Below are 13147 nucleotides of genomic sequence, written 5' to 3' on the forward strand. Positions count from 1 at the left end.
CGGCTCGGCGCCCGAACACGAGGAGCGCACGTGCTCGAACTCACCATGGCCTCGGTCTCCGGGACGGACGCGGGCGCCACGGCCGGCATGCTGATGGCCGACGCGCCCAGCGACCCGGGTGCCGCGCTGCGGGTGGGCCGGGACGGGGCCGTGTGCCGCCTGGTGACGCCCGACGACTGGTTGTTCGTCTCCCGGGTCCACCTGGAGTTCCTGTGCGGACCCGACGGCGTCTGGCAGCTGACCTGGCTGCGCGGCTCGCATCCGGAGCCGTCCTCCGAGGTCCGTCTGACCTCCGGCGAGCACAGCCAGGCCCTCGCCTACGGCGGCACGGTACGGCTGCCCCGGGGCGGCTCCGGCGAGATCGTCGTCCAGGACCGCACGAGCCCGCGCAGCGTCAACGTCGGCTTCTACCACGAGGTGTAGAGGTGTGGGCGCGGACCCCTCAGGCCAGGACCCGGGCCAGGGCGAAGCCGTCGTAGCCCTTGCTGCCCACCGTCTGGATCGCCGTGCCCTCCAGTCTCGGGTGCCCGGCGATGAGCTCCAGGGCGGCCCGGGTGCCGAGCACGCTCGGGTCGGTGCTGGTCGGGTCGGTCACCTCGCCGCCGCGTACCACGTTGTCCAGGATGATCAGGCTGCCCGCGCGGGTCAGCCGGAGGGCCCACTCCACGTAGTGCGGGTTGTTGACCTTGTCGGCGTCGATGAAGACCAGGTCGAAGGGGGGCGGGTTCTCGTCGGCGAGCTTGGGCAGCGACTCCAGGGCCGGGCCGACCCGCACCTCCGCGATCCGGTCGAGGCCGGCGTACGCGATGTTGCGGCGGGCCACGTCGGCGTGGTGCGCGTCGTACTCCAGGGTGATCAGCAGGCCGTCCTCGGGGAGCGCGCGGGCCAGCCAGATGGTGCTGTAGCCGCCGAGCGTGCCGATCTCCAGGACCGTGCGGGCGCCTTGGAGCCGGGCCAGGAGCTGGAGCAGCTTGCCCTGGTTCGGCGTGACGTTGATGTGCGGCAGGCCCTCCGAGTCGCTGTCGCGCTGTGTGGCCTGTAGCGCTTCGTCCTCCGGGGAGAGCAGCGTGGAGAAGTAGCTGTCGACCTCGTCCCAGAGCTGCGGGTCGCTCATGCACCAAACCTTTCGTTTGTCTAGTTAGATTTCCTAACTAGCTGCACTCACGAAATATAGCCGGGGACTGGGGAATTCTCCGGGAATCTCAGACTAGCGGCGGAGACGGCCGCGGGCAGTCGCGCCTCCGTGCGACTGCCCGCGACTTCGGCCGTCCTTGGCCGTCCCTCGCTGTCCTTGTCCGTCCTTGTCCGTCCTTGTTCGTCCTTACGACTCCAGCGACGGTGCCGAGCCCGGCAGCGGCCGGCCCGCCGACTCCGACATGCGCCAGACCGCGAAGCCGCCGATCACGGCCGCCGCCATCATGTAGTAGGCGGGCATCATCATGTTGCCGGTCGCGCCGATGAGCGCCGTGACCACCAGCGGGGTGGTACCGCCGAACAGCGAGACGGAGACGTTGAAGCCGATCGACAGGGAGCCGTAGCGGCACCGGGTCGGGAACAGGGCCGGCAGGGCGGACGGCATCGCGGCCGTGAAGCAGACCAGGAGCAGGCCGAGCGCGGCCATGCCCAGGCCCACCGCCGCCAGGCTGCCCTGGCGGATCAGCAGCAGCGCCGGGATCGACAGGAACAGGAAGCCCGCACAGCCGGCCGCGATCACCGGACGACGGCCGACGCGGTCGGTCAGCGCGCCGGCGAACGGCTGGACGATCATCATCAGGGCCATCACGCCGAGGATCACCAGCAGGCCGTGCGTCTCGTCGAACTTGAGCTCACTGGTCAGATAGCTCGGCATGTACGACAGCAGCATGTAGTCGGTGACGTTGTAGACCAGCACCAGGGCCATGCACAGCACCAGCGCCTGCCACTGCCCCGCGATCATCTCGCGCAGCGGTACCTTCGGGCGGTCCTCCTCCGCCTTCTCGAGCTGCGCCGCGAACGCCGGGGTCTCCTCCAGCCGCATCCGCAGGTACAGGCCGACGACGCCTATCGGGCCCGCGATCAGGAACGGGATCCGCCAGCCCCAGGACGTCAGGTCGTCCGAGGACAGCAGTGCCGTCAGCAGGGTCACCAGGCCGGCGCCGCCGATGTAACCGACGAGCGTGCCGAACTCCAGCCAGCTGCTGAGGAAGCCGCGCCGCTTGTCCGGGGCGTACTCGGCGATGAAGGTCGACGCGCCCGCGTACTCACCGCCGGTGGAGAAGCCCTGCACCAGCCGGGCCGCCAGCAGGAGCAGCGGGGCGCCCACGCCGATCGTCGCGTACGACGGGATCAGGCCGATCGCGAAGGTGCCCACGGCCATCATGATCATGGTGGTGGCGAGGACCCTCTGGCGGCCGATGCGGTCGCCGAGCGGGCCGAAGACCATGCCGCCGAGCGGGCGGACCAGGAAGGCCGCGGCGAAGGCGCCGAAGGTGGAGAGCAGCTGCGCGGTCGGGTTGCCGGAGGGGAAGAAGACCTTGCCCAGGGTCACCGCGATGTAGCTGTAGACACCGAAGTCGAACCACTCCATCGCGTTGCCCAGCGCGGCGGCCTTCACGGCGCGTTTCACGAGCGCCGGGTCGGTCACCGTGGGGGGTGCGGCGGCGGTGGGGGACTTGATGAGGGACACGGAACGGGGAGCGGTGACTGTGGCAGCCGACAAGGCTTCGCTCGCCTACCTCTCGTCGGGGACAAGGACGCGACCCACGCGGCGGCGCTGACGAGCGGGTCCAACCGGCCGGAACGAGTCAGGCCGAAAATCGACCATACGACCACTTGCTCCCCTGACGTGCTGTGCGCGAGTCGATGCGCAGCGCACGTAAACGCGTGATACGCAGGTACGTCTGCCCGACGCCGGGCAACGTGCCCGGGCCCGCGCTGTGATCCTTGTCGCGCCCGGCGGACGCAACCACATCGGGGGCGGACTATCGTCATCCGGACAAAAGGCGGGCGGACGACAGGTGAACCCGGGGCTGCCCGCGTCTCTCCACGGAGGGAACCGCGAGTCTCCCGAGGGACCGCACGCCCCAGGGTTCGTACCGGGACGACGGGGCGGGAGGCCGGCGGGGCGTGACGGATGCGGAGCACAGCGGGGCAGGGGCCGGAGCGTTCGGAGCGGCGGCCGGTCACCCGGCCGGAGCACGGCTGCACGCGGCCCGCCTGGGCCTGTGGCTGATCGCCGGTGTCCTCGCGGTACGGCAGGTGGCCGCCGTCCTGACCACTCCGCCCGGACAGAGACTCACGGACCTGGAGACCTGGGCCGGGCCGGAAGGCGTCCTGCACGTCAAGGGATCGCTGTACGACTCGACCCGGTTCACCGGCACCCCGTTCAGCGGCCTCGTCCTCAAACCACTGACCAAGGCCGCCGAGGACGCCCTCGGCTGGGGCTGGATCTTCGGCACCCTGCTCCTGGTGGTCGCGCTCGGCCTGATCGCCGCCCGCGCCCTGCCCCATCCGGTCGGCCGCCGCACCTCCCTCCTGGCCGCACCCGTCGCGATCAGCCTGCTCATGGTGTCGCTGCCGGTACGCAACGCCCTGTGGCTCGGCCAGACCAGCATCATCCCGGTCCTGCTCGTGCTGCTCGGCTGCTTCGTCGTGCGCGGACAGCGGACCACGGGCGCCCTGATCGGCGTCGCCGCCGCGATCCAGCCCACGATGCTGCTGTTCGCGCCCCTGCTGTGGTTCACCGACCGCAGGAAGGCCGCCGCCTCCACCGGCGCCGTGTTCGCCGCCTGCACCGCGCTCGCCTGGGCCGCGCTGCCGCACGACTCGTACACCTACTGGGTCCACCACATGGCGGGCGCCGGCCTCGGGGGGCGCGCCGACGCCCTCGCCAACCAGTCCCTGCACGGCGCCCTGCTGCGCCTCGGCCTGACCGGCCCGCTGGAGATCAGCCTCTTCCTGGCCCTGGGCACGGTGATCGCCGTCCTCGGCGTCCGCCGGGCCGTGCGCTACGCCCGCGACGGCCAGCTGCTCCTCGCGGTCGCCCTCACCGGCTGCGCCGCGATCGCCGTGTCACCCACCACCTGGCAGCACCAGCTGCTGTGGATGCTGCTCGCGGTCGTCGGCCGGGTCGGCCGCCGCGCCTGCGACCGCTACGTCTGGCCGGTCGCCGTGGTCCTGGTGACGGCCCTCCCGGCGAAGATGCTGCTGCCGAACACGGCGGTCGTGTACCCGCTGCGGGACAACGTGGTCCTGCTGGCCGCGCTGGCCGCGGCGACGGCCGTCCCCTTCCTCTCCCGCACGTCGGAGCACTACCAGAGACCCGTCCCGGCCCAGTACGCCGATGAAGTCCCGGCCCGCTGGAAGCGCGTCCCGCTGGTCCCGTTCCTGCGCAGGGTCCTCACCCGCCCCAATCTGCTCCTGGAACTCCTGCTGATCCGCGTGACCTACGCGGCCTACGCGCAGGTACGGCTGGTCGCGCGAGGCGACCGCGCCACCGCCGAGGCGCACGGTCACCAGATCCACTCCGTGGAGCACGCCCTGCACCTGGACATCGAGCACCGGGTCAACCACACCGTTGTCGGTCTGCCCGGGCTGAGTCATTTTCTCAGCTTCTACTACGAGACGTTCCACTTCGTCGTCCCGCTGACGATCCTCGCCGTGCTCTACGCCCGGCGGCCCGCGGACTACCGCTGGGCGCGTGCCGCCCTGGGCTTCGCCACGCTGCTCGGCCTGCTGGGCTTCTGGCTCTACCCGCTGGCTCCGCCCCGGCTCATGCCGGGATTCGGCTTCGTCGACACGGTGCACGGTGTCCAGGACCTCGCCAAGCCCGACTACGGGGCGATGACCGCGGTCACCAACCAGTACGCGGCGATGCCCTCGCTGCACTTCGGCTGGTCCCTGTGGTGCGGGATCGTGATCGCCGTGGTGGCGCGGAGGTGGTGGATGAAGGCCCTGGGCCTGCTGCACCCGCTGTTCACGGTCTGCGCGATCGTGGCCACCGCCAACCACTGGGTCCTGGACGCGGTAGGCGGCGCGGTCGTCGTCGGCACGGGCTTCGGGCTGACGCATCTGCTCCAGGGGCCGCGCGGGCGGACGGTCACGGCCGCCTCCGAGATCGGCAGCGAGGCGGCCGTCCCGAAGGACCGTGCTCCGAGATGATCTCGTGCGCGCCCGGCGCGGCGAGGGCCGGCCGGCTGCGGAGGGATCCGGCAGCCGGCGGTCACCAGTCCCGGGTGGCGATCAGTTCCTCGACGTCCGCGTCCGCGAAGCCGTAAGCGGACGCCACGAACCAGAAATCCTCGGCGATCAGCTCTCGCGCGACCGTCTCGATCTCGCTCCCGGCCGCCTCGAACTCCGCTTCCAGACGGTTGAAATCCTCCGTCGCGGCTTGGGTCAGCACGTACAGGGCTGCCAGGTCCGACGGCTGCTCAGCCTCGATCCGGCCGCACAGCCGCAGCAGGATCGCCTTCCCCTTGTCCACGACATGATCGGGGAAGTACTCGTCCGCGTACATCTGCCGCAGAAACGCGTGCCCTGTCACCTGCTGGTTCGTGATCCGCATGGCGCACCCTCGTCCCCTCGGAGAACCGACGTGCCGATCATGCACCACGCCACTGACAGGGCGTGCAGGCGCTTTGGCAAGTCCGTGGCGCGGGCATTCGAACCACACGGTCTTCCCGCCCGTCCCGTGCTGTTCCACACCCCACTTGTCGACGACGGCGTCGAGCAGCAGCAGGCCGCGCCCGCTCTCCGCGTCCGGGGACAGGTCAGCAGGGGCGGCGGGAAGTCGGGGTGAGCCGTCGCTCACCTCCACCCGGACTCCGGCCGTCTGCCGCAGGACCAGCAGCGTGCAGCGGCGGTCCGGGACATGGCGCACGACGTTGGCGATCAGCTCGGTCACGGCGAGCTCCAAAGTGTCCGCCAGCTCCGTCAGGTCCCATTCGGTCAGCTGAGATCGGACGATCCGGCGGATGTGCCGCGCCGAGTGCTCACCGGCGGTGAGCGTCATCCGGTACTTGGTGGGGCGGGGGCCCGCGAGGATCGAGGGAAAGTAGTCGTTCACGGGACGAGGCTGACGTGCCGTCACTACTCTGGGCTACTACGTGAATACAACCGGCCGGCCTGTGGGCCGGCGTGCGTAAAGGGGACCGTGCGTGACCAACATCAACGTCCTCGACCCGGGGGCCTCACCGCTCGACTACTACGGCTTCGAGCTACGGCGACTGCGGGAGGCCGCCGGCCTGACGCAGCGCCAACTGGGGGACATCGTCAACTACACCGGGTCGCTGGTGGGGCAGATCGAGACGGCACGGAAGCTGCCGACGCCGGAGTTCAGTGAGCGGGTGGACGCGGCGTTGGGGGCGGACGGGTCGCTGTCGCGACTCGTCGTGCTGGTGATGCGGAGTCAGCTTCCGGCTTGGTTCCAGCAGGTTGCTGAACTCCAGGCGAGAGCCACCGAGATCTACTCCTTCGAGATGGGCATGGTGCCTGGCCTGCTTCAGACCAGGGGGTACGCGAGTGCCGTGCTGGGCGCGTTGGACGACGCTGATCTCGATGACCGCGCCGCGGTGCGGCTTGACCGTCAACGCATCTTCGATAAGCGAGAACCGCCGCTCTACTGGGTCGTCCTCTTCGAGACGGCCTTGTACCTGGAGATCGACGGTCCTGCGACCATGCGAGAGCAACTGGCTCGCCTGTTGTCTTACGAACGCAACCCGTTGATCAACATCCAGGTGCTGCCGTTCAAGGCCGGCGCGCATGCGGGAATGACAGGCTCGTTCGACGTCTACCGTTTCGCGAGTGACCCGACCATCGTCTACACGGAGGGCTACGGCAGCGCGCACCCGACTGCTAACCCAGAGACCGTCAAAGACTGCTCGCGCCGTTACGATCATCTGCAAGCCGCCGCACTCCCCCTCAAGGACTCGGCGGACTTGATCCGGCGCGTGATGGAGGACCGCTATGGAGATCAAGTGGCGTAAGTCCAGCTACAGCGGTGACCAGGGCGGCGAATGCGTCGAGTGCGCGCCGCTCGGACCGCTGGTCTGGCGTAAGTCGTCGTACAGCAGTGACCAGGGCGGCAATTGCGTGGAGATCGCCGAAACCCCCTGCGCCACCGTCGCCATACGTGACTCCAAAATCCCCACCGGGCCGGTGCTCACCCTCCGGCCGGAGGCCTTCACCAGCTTCGTCACCTGGGCCTCCACCGCGGACTGACCCCATTGTCAGTGGCCCGGTCTAGTGTGGTCGCAGATGGCACCGGCAGGCGCAAGGGGGAACCATGAGCACACTTCAGGACCGGCCCAACACCGCACTTCTCGTCGTCGACGTGCAGAACGACGTCGTGGGCAAGGCGCACGCCCGCGACGCGGTCGTCGCGAACATCGCCGACCTGGTCGAGCGGGCCCGGCGGGAGGAGACTCCCGTCGTGTGGATCCAGCACGCCGACGAGGGGATGGTGAGGGGCAGCGACGGCTGGCGGATCGTGCCCGAGCTGACGCCGGGTGAGGGCGAGCCGCTCGTCCACAAGAACTACGGCGACTCGTTCGAGGACACCACCCTCGAGACCGTACTGTCGGGCCTCGAGGTGGGCCGGCTGTTCGTGACCGGGGCGTCGACCGACGTGTGCGTCCGCTCGACACTGCACGGCGCGCTCGTGCGGGGATACGACACGATCCTGGTCGGCGACGCCCACACCACGGAGGACATGTCGGCCTGGGGCGCCCCGCCGCCGGAGCAGGTCATCGCCCACACCAACCTGTACTGGGGTTACCAGACGGCACCGGGACGCACGGCCGGGACCGTCGAGACCAAGGACGTCGACTTCGGCGGCAGATGACGTCATTCGCGGCCCGACGTCACCGCCGCCAGCACCCCCGCCGCCACCGCCGCGATCAGCAGCGGTGTGCCCAGGTCGCGGTGGACCACCAGCCAGGCGCCGAGGGCGGCGCCGGCGAGCATCGCGATCACTGACGCGGCGCGGCGCGTGGAGCGGTGGCCGGTGCCGCCGGCGGCCCGGGAGTCGGCGGCGAGGCCCGTCAGGGTCCTGGTCAGGACGGTGGTCGTCAGGTCGGGCACGCCCAGCTTGATGACCGTCGCGTTGCGCAGGCCCATCGCGAGGGCGGTCAGGGCGATCAGCGTGTACGTCGTGCCGGCGGCGCCCGGGGCGGCGAAGGCCACCGCCGCCGACGTCCCGACCAGGCCCGTCTCGACGGCCAACGTCACACGGGCCCAACTGCGCCGCGAGCGGCCGCCGTAGCGCACCGCGAGCCGGCCGCCGGCCAGCGCGCCCAGCTGGAAGCAGGCCAGGGAGGTGGCGGTGTGCGACACGGAGAAGCCGGGCGCCCCGGCGGCGGCGAAACCGAGGACCACCACGTTGCCGGTCATGTTCGCGGTGAAGACGTGGTGGAGCCCCAAGTAGCTCACCGCGTCGATGATGCCGCTGACCACCGTCAGCCCCAGCAGCACCGGCACCAGGCGCAGGCCACGGGCCTCGGGGGCGTCCGGGCGGGCGTCCCGCGGCGGGTCTGCTGCCATGGCACCAGGAAAGCAGACGTGCGTGGTCGCACGGTGTCCGGACACGGCGAGGGCGGCGGTCCCGGGGATCGGGGGACCGCCGCCCTCGCGTCGGTGGCCGGCTCAGAGGCCGGGCGTGGGATCGGCTCAGTACCAGCCGTGGGCCTGCCAGAAGTTCCAGGCCTTGGCCGGGCTGCCGTAGCGGGAGTTCATGTAGTCCAGACCCCACTTGATCTGGGTCTTGGGGTTGGTCTTCCAGTCGGTGCCCGCCGAGGACATCTTCGAGGCGGGCAGCGCCTGGACCAGGCCGTAGGCGCCGGAGGAGGCGTTGGTGGCGTGGGGGTTCCAGCCGCTCTCGTGCTCGACGATGTGGCTGAAGGCGTTGAACTGCGCGGCGTCCGGGATCATCTGGTGCGCGATCGCCTTCGCGTCGGAGGCCGAGGCGGGCGTGGCCGCCTGGGCGGGAGCCGAAGTCAGGGCGATGCCGGCGGTGGCGGCGGCCACGGCGGCGGTGGTGAGGGCCTTCTTCGGGGTGGCGATGCGACGGATGAAGGAGACGGGCACGGAGAACCTCTTGCGTCGGGGACGTGGGTGTCGCGAGCAGCCGGAGCCCGCGGGAGCGGGAGGAGGAGCTGCCCTGGCACCGAAGGCCCCGGAGTCCCGGATGTGTCCGGGGTCCGGGGACCGTCGGCTCCTGACGACGTCGTCCAGACAAGCAGGCGGCGCATCTGCCCGCAAACACCCCGTTTACTAGTCGTCGTCGCATCCGCAGTGGGGTGTGTGGGTGTGAGCGGGCTCTCAATGCGCAGGTCGGCGCGAGCAAACGCGCGCATGTGTCCCGGGCTGGGCGGCTACGACCCAGGGCCGTAGGTGATCCGCGTCATGTGGGCCGGTTCACGGTGCGGGCGGGTCGAATGTGACCGGCGCCTCGAAGGCGGCCCGCCGGGTGGCGCGGCGCAGTGCCCTCAGCACCGCCGGTCCGACGGCCAGGGTCAGGACGACGGTGACGGCGGCCCGGCCCAGGTCCCAGCCGAGCGAGGTGGCCAGGCAGTACGCGACGAAGCGGGCCAGGTTGGCGGGGACCGTGGCGTGCGGGTCGAAGGCGATGGAGGAGGCGAGGGTGCCCATGAAGGGCCAGCCCGCGAGGTTCATGACCGTGCCGTAGGCGAAGGCGGCGAGGAAGCCGTAGCCGGCCAGCATCAGCAGTTCCGTACGGCCGCGCAGGCGGTCCGGGCCCGGCAGCAGGCCCGCGCCCATGGTGAACCACCCCATGGCCAGCATCTGGAACGGCATCCAGGGCCCCACCCCGCCCGTGAGCAGCGCGGAGGCGAACATGGTCATCGAACCCAGCACGAACCCGAAGCCCGGGCCCAGGACACGTCCGCTCAGCACCATCAGGAAGAACATGGGCTCGATACCGGCGGTGCCGGCGCCGATCGGGCGCAGCGCGGCCCCCGTCGCCGCCAGCACGCCGAGCATGGCGACGGCCTTCGGGCCGAGACCGGACTCGGAGATCGTCGCGGCGAGGACGGCGACGAGCAGCACGAGCAGGCCCGCGAAGAGCCAGGGCGCGTCCTGGGCGTGCGCGCTGAGCCGCGAGGCCGGCGGGGCCAGGAACGGCCAGCTGAAGGCCACCGCACCGACGGCGCTGACCAGGGCCAGGGCGATCACGGAGCGCGGGCCGAACCGGACGGCCCGCACGGAGCCGTGGGACGCGTCACGGCCGGTCGTCATGCCAGTGCCTCGCGGACCTGGGCGACCGTGAGCCACCTGTGCGGGGCCAGGATCTTGGTGACCTGGGGGGCGTAGGAGGGGGAGGAGACGACCACCTCGGCGGTCGGGCCGTCGGCGATCACCTCGCCCTCGGCGAGCAGCACCACCCGGTGGGCGAGCTCCGCGGCCAGCTCCACGTCGTGCGTGGCCAGCACGATGGCGTGGCCGGCGGCGGCGAGCTCGCGCAGCACGGCGACCAGGCGGGCCTTCGCACCGTAGTCCAGGCCGCGGGTCGGCTCGTCGAGCAGCAGCAGCGGCGGCCGGGCGGTCAGGACCACGGCGAGCGCGAGCGCCAGCCGCTGCCCCTCGGACAGGTCCCGGGGGTGGGTGCCGTCGGTGACCCCGGGCAGCAGCTCGGAGACCCTGGCCCGGCAGGTGCCGGGCGCGGCCTGCGCGTCGCGGTCGGCGGCCGCGCACTCGGCGGCGACCGTGTCGGCGTACAGCAGGTCGCGCGGCTCCTGCGGGACCAGTCCGACGCGGCGCACGAGGTCGCGGGGCGGGGTGCGGTGGGGGTCCGCGCCGCCCACGCGGACCCGCCCGGCGGAGGGTTCCACCAGGCCGACCAGGGAGCCCAGGAGGGTGGACTTCCCGGCGCCGTTGCGGCCCATGAGGGCGATGGTCTCGCCGGGGGCGACGGCCAGGTCCACATGCCGCAGCGCCTGGACGCGGCCGCGCCGGACGGCCAGCGCGCGGGCCTCCGCGACGACCGGCGGTGTGTCCGTGGGGCCGGTGTCGCGGGGCGCGCGCCTGCGCAGGAGCGGGAAGAGGGTGCGCGGGGCGGCCGGACGCGCGGGCGCCGGGGTGGTTCCGGGCGCGGGCCCGGGCGCCGGTGCGGGCTCGCGGCCGGTCAGTCGCTCGCGCAGGTCCCCCGCCCGGCGGCGGGCGTCGCGGACCGTCAGGGGCAGCGGGGACCAGCCCGCCAGGCGGCCCAGGTCCACCACCGGCGGGTACACCGGCGAGACGGCCATGAGGTCGGCCGGGGCGCCGATCGTCGGGGCGGCGCCCGGGGCGGGCAGGAGGACGACCTGGTCGGCGTACTGGACGACGCGCTCCAGTCGGTGCTCGGCCATGAGGACCGTCGTGCCGAGGTCGTGCACGAGCCGCTGGAGGACGGCGAGGACCTCCTCGGCGGCGGCCGGGTCCAGCGCGGAGGTCGGCTCGTCGAGGACGAGGACCTTCGGGTGCGGGGTGAGCACGGAGCCGATCGCGACCCGCTGCTGCTGGCCGCCGGAGAGCGTGGCGATGGGACGGTCCCGCAGATCGGCCAGGCCCAGCAGGTCCAGGGTTTCCTCCACCCGCCGCCGCATCACGTCCGGGGCCAGGCCCAACGACTCCATGCCGTAGGCGAGTTCGTCCTCGACGGTGTCGGTGACGAAGTGGGAGAGCGGGTCCTGTCCGACCGTGCCGACGACGTCGGCGAGCTCGCGCGGCTGGTGGCTGCGGGTGTCGCGGCCGGCCACGGTGACCCGGCCGCGCAGGGTGCCGCCGGTGAAGTGCGGCACGAGCCCGCTCACCGCACCGAGGACGGTCGACTTGCCGACCCCGGACGGGCCGACGAGCAGCACGAGTTCACCCTCGGGCACCTCGAGGTCCACTGCGCGGACGGTGGGTTCGGCCGCCCCGTCGTACGTCACGGAGACATCCTCGAAGCGGATCACGACGGCTCCTCGGGGGACATGCGGGCGGGCGCGGGTGCGGCGGCGAAGGCGGGCAGCAGGCCCAGGAGTACGGCCGCGGCGGGCCACAGGGGGAGGGTGGGGGCGGTGAGCGGCACGACACCGGGGTGCAGGGCCTCGGGGTCGCGGGCGGCGGCGAGCGTGAGGAGCGCCGCGACGGCCGCTCCCGCTGCGGCGACCAGACAGGAGCGGAGGTTCCAGGTGTCGGGCCGGTAGCGGGTGCGCGGCGATCGCCGGCCGCCCAGCCGGAGCCCGGCGAGGGCGGCGGCGACCCCGGCCAGCAGGACCGGCAGGCCGTAGGAGCCGCCCTCGGCGGTGAGCAGTCCGTACGTTCCGGCGCAGACGCCGAGCAGGCCCCCGAGGGTCAGGGCGGCGGTGGTACGGCGCACGGCGGGCGCGACCTCGGCCGTACGGCCGTAGCCGCGGGCGTCCATCGCGGCGGCCAGGGCGACGGACCGCTCCAGCGCGCCCTGAAGGACCGGCAGTCCCACGTGCAGCAGGCCGCGGACGCCCCGGTCGGGCCGCCCGCGCAGCCGGCGGGCCGCGCGCAGCCGGCGGCCGTCGGCGACCAGATGCGGGGCGAAGGTGAGGGCGACGACGACGGCGACGCCCATCTCGTACAGGGCGCCCGGAAGGGACTTCAGCAGCCGGGCGGGGGCGGCGAGGGCGTTGGCGGCGCCGACGCAGACGAGCAGCGTGGCCAGCTTCAGGCCGTCGTACAGGGCGAAGACCAGTGCCTCGGCCGTGACCCGGCCGCCCAGACGGATGCCCTGCGCCCAGTGCGGCAACGGCACTTCGGGCAGGGTGACGAGCACATGCGTGCCGGGGATGGGGGAGCCGAGGGCGACGGCGAAGACGAGGCGGATGAGCAGCACGGCGAGCGCGAGCCGGACGAACGCGGTGTACGAGCGGGCGGAGGGGGTGTCCGGGCGGCAGGTCACCACGACATGGCCGGAGACCGTGAGAAGCAGGGCGAGCAGAAGGGGGTTGGTGGTGCGAGTGGCAGCCGTCCCGAGGGCCAGGGCCCACAACCACCAGGCCCCCGCATGCACACCAGCGGCGCCACGCGGGTTCGCGCGTGCCCCGCCGGGCACTTCGCGCGGGTTCGCGCGTGCGGCGCCGGGCACTTCGCGCACGCCTGTCCGTGCCCCGCCGGGCACTTCGCGCACGGTTGTCCGTGCGCCGCCGGGCGCGCCGCGCAG

Annotated in this window: 13 protein-coding genes and 1 pseudogene; 5 read left to right on the forward strand and 9 right to left on the reverse strand. The window is 72.2% G+C overall.

Going from position 1 to position 13147, the window contains the following annotated elements:
- Positions 1–30 precede the first annotated feature (30 nt).
- Positions 31–423, forward strand: a complete 393-nt coding sequence (locus R2S09_RS23300; RefSeq protein ID WP_306189331.1) for an FHA domain-containing protein — start codon at positions 31–33, stop codon at positions 421–423.
- A gap of 19 nt (positions 424–442) precedes the next feature.
- Here R2S09_RS23300 and R2S09_RS23305 read toward each other — a convergent pair whose 3' ends face one another.
- Positions 443–1114, reverse strand: a complete 672-nt coding sequence (locus R2S09_RS23305) for an O-methyltransferase (protein ID WP_306189330.1) — start codon at positions 1112–1114, stop codon at positions 443–445.
- Positions 1115–1321: 207 nt separating this feature from the next.
- On the reverse strand, positions 1322–2698 hold the full coding sequence (locus R2S09_RS23310) for an MFS transporter (RefSeq protein WP_372337730.1): 1377 nt from the start codon (positions 2696–2698) through the stop codon (positions 1322–1324).
- A gap of 407 nt (positions 2699–3105) precedes the next feature.
- Between R2S09_RS23310 and R2S09_RS23315 the strand changes: the two genes are divergently transcribed.
- Positions 3106–5139 (forward strand): bifunctional glycosyltransferase 87/phosphatase PAP2 family protein, encoded by a 2034-nt coding sequence (locus R2S09_RS23315; protein ID WP_316743012.1) that lies wholly within the window; start codon positions 3106–3108, stop codon positions 5137–5139.
- 61 nt (positions 5140–5200) lie between these two features.
- Here R2S09_RS23315 and R2S09_RS23320 read toward each other — a convergent pair whose 3' ends face one another.
- Both R2S09_RS23320 and R2S09_RS23325 read right to left on the reverse strand, forming a co-directional pair.
- A complete protein-coding gene (locus R2S09_RS23320) occupies positions 5201–5542 on the reverse strand; it encodes a DUF5713 family protein (RefSeq protein WP_306189344.1) in 342 nt (113 codons plus the stop codon).
- Positions 5543–5629: 87 nt separating this feature from the next.
- Positions 5630–6043, reverse strand: a pseudogene (locus R2S09_RS23325) (ATP-binding protein); the annotation flags it as partial.
- 91 nt (positions 6044–6134) lie between these two features.
- On the opposite strand from R2S09_RS23325, the gene R2S09_RS23330 reads away from it, so the two are divergent.
- From R2S09_RS23330 to R2S09_RS23340, 3 genes are all read left to right on the forward strand, one after another.
- Positions 6135–6962, forward strand: a complete 828-nt coding sequence (locus tag R2S09_RS23330) for a helix-turn-helix transcriptional regulator (RefSeq protein ID WP_316743014.1) — start codon at positions 6135–6137, stop codon at positions 6960–6962.
- The gene (locus tag R2S09_RS23335; RefSeq protein WP_306189327.1) at positions 6943–7197 is read left to right on the forward strand and encodes a DUF397 domain-containing protein; all 255 of its coding nucleotides are present in this window, start codon (positions 6943–6945) and stop codon (positions 7195–7197) included. Before R2S09_RS23330 ends, R2S09_RS23335 begins: the two co-directional genes overlap by 20 nt.
- Positions 7198–7261: 64 nt before the next feature.
- On the forward strand, positions 7262–7819 hold the full coding sequence (locus tag R2S09_RS23340; RefSeq protein ID WP_306189326.1) for an isochorismatase family protein: 558 nt from the start codon (positions 7262–7264) through the stop codon (positions 7817–7819).
- A gap of 2 nt (positions 7820–7821) precedes the next feature.
- Here R2S09_RS23340 and R2S09_RS23345 read toward each other — a convergent pair whose 3' ends face one another.
- The 5 genes from R2S09_RS23345 to R2S09_RS23365 all read right to left on the reverse strand — a co-directional run bounded on the left by R2S09_RS23345 (position 7822) and on the right by R2S09_RS23365 (position 13039).
- Complete coding sequence (locus tag R2S09_RS23345) at positions 7822–8517, reverse strand: YoaK family protein (RefSeq protein ID WP_306189325.1); 696 nt, start codon at positions 8515–8517, stop codon at positions 7822–7824.
- 126 nt (positions 8518–8643) lie between these two features.
- Complete coding sequence (locus tag R2S09_RS23350) at positions 8644–9060, reverse strand: transglycosylase SLT domain-containing protein (protein WP_306189324.1); 417 nt, start codon at positions 9058–9060, stop codon at positions 8644–8646.
- Between the two features lie 330 nt (positions 9061–9390).
- Complete coding sequence (locus R2S09_RS23355; protein ID WP_316743018.1) at positions 9391–10230, reverse strand: ECF transporter S component; 840 nt, start codon at positions 10228–10230, stop codon at positions 9391–9393.
- Positions 10227–11927 carry an ABC transporter ATP-binding protein gene (locus R2S09_RS23360; RefSeq protein ID WP_306189322.1) on the reverse strand — a complete coding sequence of 567 codons (1701 nt, stop codon included), beginning with the start codon at positions 11925–11927 and terminating at the stop codon, positions 10227–10229. Before R2S09_RS23360 ends, R2S09_RS23355 begins: the two co-directional genes overlap by 4 nt.
- Complete coding sequence (locus tag R2S09_RS23365) at positions 11924–13039, reverse strand: CbiQ family ECF transporter T component (protein ID WP_306189343.1); 1116 nt, start codon at positions 13037–13039, stop codon at positions 11924–11926. Before R2S09_RS23365 ends, R2S09_RS23360 begins: the two co-directional genes overlap by 4 nt.
- Positions 13040–13147 lie beyond the last annotated feature (108 nt).

Origin of the sequence: Streptomyces sp. MK7 (assembly GCF_032658145.1) — a bacterium.
In the GTDB taxonomy this organism is placed as follows: domain Bacteria; phylum Actinomycetota; class Actinomycetes; order Streptomycetales; family Streptomycetaceae; genus Streptomyces; species Streptomyces spiralis.

Coding starts and splice junctions, on each gene's coding strand:
- R2S09_RS23305 (WP_306189330.1), bottom strand. CDS start 1,114: ATGAGCGACCCGCAGCTCTGGGACGAGGTCGACAGCTACTTCTCCACG.
- R2S09_RS23320 (WP_306189344.1), bottom strand. CDS start 5,542: ATGCGGATCACGAACCAGCAGGTGACAGGGCACGCGTTTCTGCGGCAG.
- R2S09_RS23335 (WP_306189327.1), top strand. CDS start 6,943: ATGGAGATCAAGTGGCGTAAGTCCAGCTACAGCGGTGACCAGGGCGGC.
- R2S09_RS23340 (WP_306189326.1), top strand. CDS start 7,262: ATGAGCACACTTCAGGACCGGCCCAACACCGCACTTCTCGTCGTCGAC.
- R2S09_RS23345 (WP_306189325.1), bottom strand. CDS start 8,517: ATGGCAGCAGACCCGCCGCGGGACGCCCGCCCGGACGCCCCCGAGGCC.
- R2S09_RS23355 (WP_316743018.1), bottom strand. CDS start 10,230: ATGACGACCGGCCGTGACGCGTCCCACGGCTCCGTGCGGGCCGTCCGG.